2 rRNA genes are annotated in these 3,823 nt (G+C 55.7%); both read right to left on the bottom strand.

Features of this window, described 5'->3' with window-relative positions:
• Positions 1-49: 49 nt before the first annotated feature.
• A 5S ribosomal RNA gene (rrf, locus tag ACX80F_RS16910) occupies positions 50-166 on the bottom strand.
• A 212-nt stretch (positions 167-378) separates the two neighbouring features.
• Positions 379-3,535 (bottom strand): 23S ribosomal RNA (locus tag ACX80F_RS16905).
• Positions 3,536-3,823: the final 288 nt, after the last annotated feature.

The following is a 3,823-nucleotide window of genomic DNA, read 5'->3' as shown; positions in this document are numbered from 1 at the left end:
GTGGGGAAGGCCCCGCACCTGGTGGTGTGGGGCCTTCCCGTGAGTGGTTGTCCGGCGGTGTCCTACTCTCCCACACTCTCTCGGGTGCAGTACCATCGGCGCTGTGGGTCTTAGCTTCCGGGTTCGGAATGGGACCGGGCGTTTCCCCCACGCTATGACCGCCGTAACCCTTGCTACCTGACGCACGCCCCTGTCCTGGCCTGGTGGCTGGTGGGGTGTGCCGGTAAATCTGTGGGGTTACATCGTGATCGTGCTGGATGTACCTGTATTTTGTTGTGGTTCCTGTTGTTGGTTGGGAACCGCATAGTGGACGCGTAGCATTTTATTTGATCGTGACCCTCCCCTGTGGCCACGTTTGACGGTGGTGGGGGTGGGTGTGTGGTGTAAGTTATCGGCTTATTAGTACCGGTCAGCTTCACAGGTCTTTCGTCCCTGCTTCCACATCCGGCCTATCAACCCAGTGGTCTGGCTGGGGGCCTCTCACACTCGAGGTGTATGGAAATCTCATCTTGAAGCAGGCTTCCCGCTTAGATGCTTTCAGCGGTTATCCCATCCGAACGTAGCTAATCAGCGGTGCACTTGGCAGTACAACTGACACACCAGAGGTTCGTCCGTCCCGGTCCTCTCGTACTAAGGACAGCCCTTCTCAAATTTCCTGCGCGCGCAGCGGATAGGGACCGAACTGTCTCACGACGTTCTAAACCCAGCTCGCGTACCGCTTTAATGGGCGAACAGCCCAACCCTTGGGACCTACTCCAGCCCCAGGATGCGACGAGCCGACATCGAGGTGCCAAACCATGCCGTCGATATGGACTCTTGGGCAAGATCAGCCTGTTATCCCCGAGGTACCTTTTATCCGTTGAGCGACGGCCATTCCACAATGTGCCGCCGGATCACTAGTCCCGACTTTCGTCCCTGCTTGAGATGTCTCTCTCACAGTCAAGCTCCCTTGTGCACTTACACTCGCCACCTGATTGCCAACCAGGCTGAGGGAACCTTTGGGCGCCTCCGTTACTTTTTAGGAGGCAACCGCCCCAGTTAAACTACCCATCAGGCACTGTCCCTGACCCGGATTACGGGCCGAAGTTAGATATCCAGAGTGACCAGAGTGGTATTTCAACGATGACTCCACGTGAACTGGCGTCCACGCTTCACAGTCTCCCACCTATCCTACACAAGCCACACCGAACACCAATACCAAACTATAGTGAAGGTCTCGGGGTCTTTCCGTCCTGCTGCGCGTAACGAGCATCTTTACTCGTACTGCAATTTCGCCGAGTTTATGGTTGAGACAGCGGGGAAGTCGTTACTCCATTCGTGCAGGTCGGAACTTACCCGACAAGGAATTTCGCTACCTTAGGATGGTTATAGTTACCACCGCCGTTTACTGGGGCTTAAATTCCCAGCTTCGTCCCACGCAAGCGTGAAACTAACCGGTCCTCTTAACCTTCCAGCACCGGGCAGGAGTCAGTCCGTATACATCGTCTTGCGACTTCGCACGGACCTGTGTTTTTAGTAAACAGTCGCTTCCCCCTGGTCTCTGCGGCCCTGATCCGCTCCGGCGAGCTAGTCGCCATCACGGTTGGGGCCCCCCTTCTCCCGAAGTTACGGGGGCATTTTGCCGAGTTCCTTAACCATAATTCTCTCGATCGCCTTAGTATTCTCTACCTGATCACCTGTGTCGGTTTGGGGTACGGGCGGCTGGAACCTCGCGCCGATGCTTTTCTAGGCAGCATAGGATCACCAAATTCCCCCATACGGGGGTCCCATCAGATCTCAGGCCCGTGATCGAACACAAGAACGCGGATTTGCCTACGTTCTGCCCTACATCCTTAGACCGGGACAACCATCGCCCGGCTTGGCTACCTTCCTGCGTCACACCTGTTAATACGCTTACCTCCCGAGATCAGGTCCCGCGATCCACAAAAAACCACGTCACCACAAGGGTGGGCGGTCATGCTTCTGGCGGTTAGTATCCCTCGATCAGTATTGGCGGTTCTTCGCCGGTACGGGAATATCAACCCGTTGTCCATCGACTACGCCTGTCGGCCTCGCCTTAGGTCCCGACTTACCCAGGGCAGATTAGCTTGACCCTGGAACCCTTGATCATTCGGCGGACGGGTTTCTCACCCGTCTTTCGCTACTCATGCCTGCATTCTCACTCGTGTAGGCTCCACCGCTGGTTTACACCGCGACTTCACTGCCCACACGACGCTCCCCTACCCATCCACACCCCTGAACTCAGGAGAACAAGTCTCCGGCTTGGGATCTATGTGAATGCCACAACTTCGGCGGTGTACTTGAGCCCCGCTACATTGTCGGCGCGGAATCACTTGACCAGTGAGCTATTACGCACTCTTTCAAGGGTGGCTGCTTCTAAGCCAACCTCCTGGTTGTCTGGGCAACTCCACATCCTTTCCCACTTAGCACACGCTTAGGGGCCTTAGTTGGTGGTCTGGGCTGTTTCCCTCTCGACTATGAAGCTTATCCCCCACAGTCTCACTGCTGCGCTCTCACTTACCGGCATTCGGAGTTTGGCTGACGTCAGTAACCTTGTAGGGCCCATTAGCCATCCAGTAGCTCTACCTCCGGTAAGAAACACGCAACGCTGCACCTAAATGCATTTCGGGGAGAACCAGCTATCACGAAGTTTGATTGGCCTTTCACCCCTACCCACAGCTCATCCCCTCCATTTTCAACTGAAGTGGGTTCGGTCCTCCACGACGTCTTACCGTCGCTTCAACCTGGCCATGGGTAGATCACTTCGCTTCGGGTCTAGATCACGCCACTGCAACGCCCTATTCAGACTCGCTTTCGCTACGGCTTCCCCACACGGGTTAACCTCGCGACGTAACACTAACTCGCAGGCTCATTCTTCAAAAGGCACGCCGTCACAGAAACAAAGTCTGCTCCGACGGTTTGTAGGCACACGGTTTCAGGTACTGTTTCACTCCCCTCCCGGGGTACTTTTCACCTTTCCCTCACGGTACTGGTCCGCTATCGGTCATCAGGGAGTATTTAGGCTTACCAGGTGGTCCTGGCAGATTCGCACGGGATTTCTCGGGCCCCGTGCTACTTGGGATCCTCTCCAAACGGCGTCACGCATTACGGTTACGGGACTTACACCCTCTCCGGCCGGGCTTTCAAACCCGTTCACCTATACGCACGCACTCATTTCACCAGTCCGGCAGAACTGGAACGGAAAGTCCCACAACCCCAGTGATGCAACGCCCGCCGGCTATCACACACCACTGGTTTAGCCTGATCCGCGTTCGCTCGCCACTACTGACGGAATCACTATTGTTTTCTCTTCCTGTGGGTACTGAGATGTTTCACTTCCCCACGTTCCCTCCACGTACCCTATGTGTTCAGATACGGGTCACCCGGTCACTCGCGCGCCGGGCGGGGTTTCCCCATTCGGACATCCTGGGATCAAAGTTCGGTTATCAACTCCCCCAGGCTTATCGCAGATTCCCACGTCCTTCTTCGGCTCCTGATGCCAAGGCATCCACCGTGTGCCCTTAAAAACTTGACCACTTACGATCAAAAACATATCGAGAAAACCAGGCCCGAACACACACACCCCACCAGGCAAGAACGAATCCCACCCACGGAGCCCATGCATCGAAACCAGATTTATCTTAGAAATTGCTTCTTTTTAAGATGCTCGCGTCCACTATGCAGTTCTCAACCAACAACCCCAACACACCCCCACCCACCACCAGGAAAACCCCGGAACCGGCAGACAGAGCATGCGCAGGAAAACCAGAAACAACGAACCCCACACCCCCGCACCAGCCACACCCATCCCACCACCACCCCC

It is taken from the genome of Arthrobacter sp. TMS2-4 (genome assembly GCF_054511075.1).
Note: the sequence above shows the minus strand (reverse complement) of the source record. Positions and strands in the feature narration are given on the sequence as shown.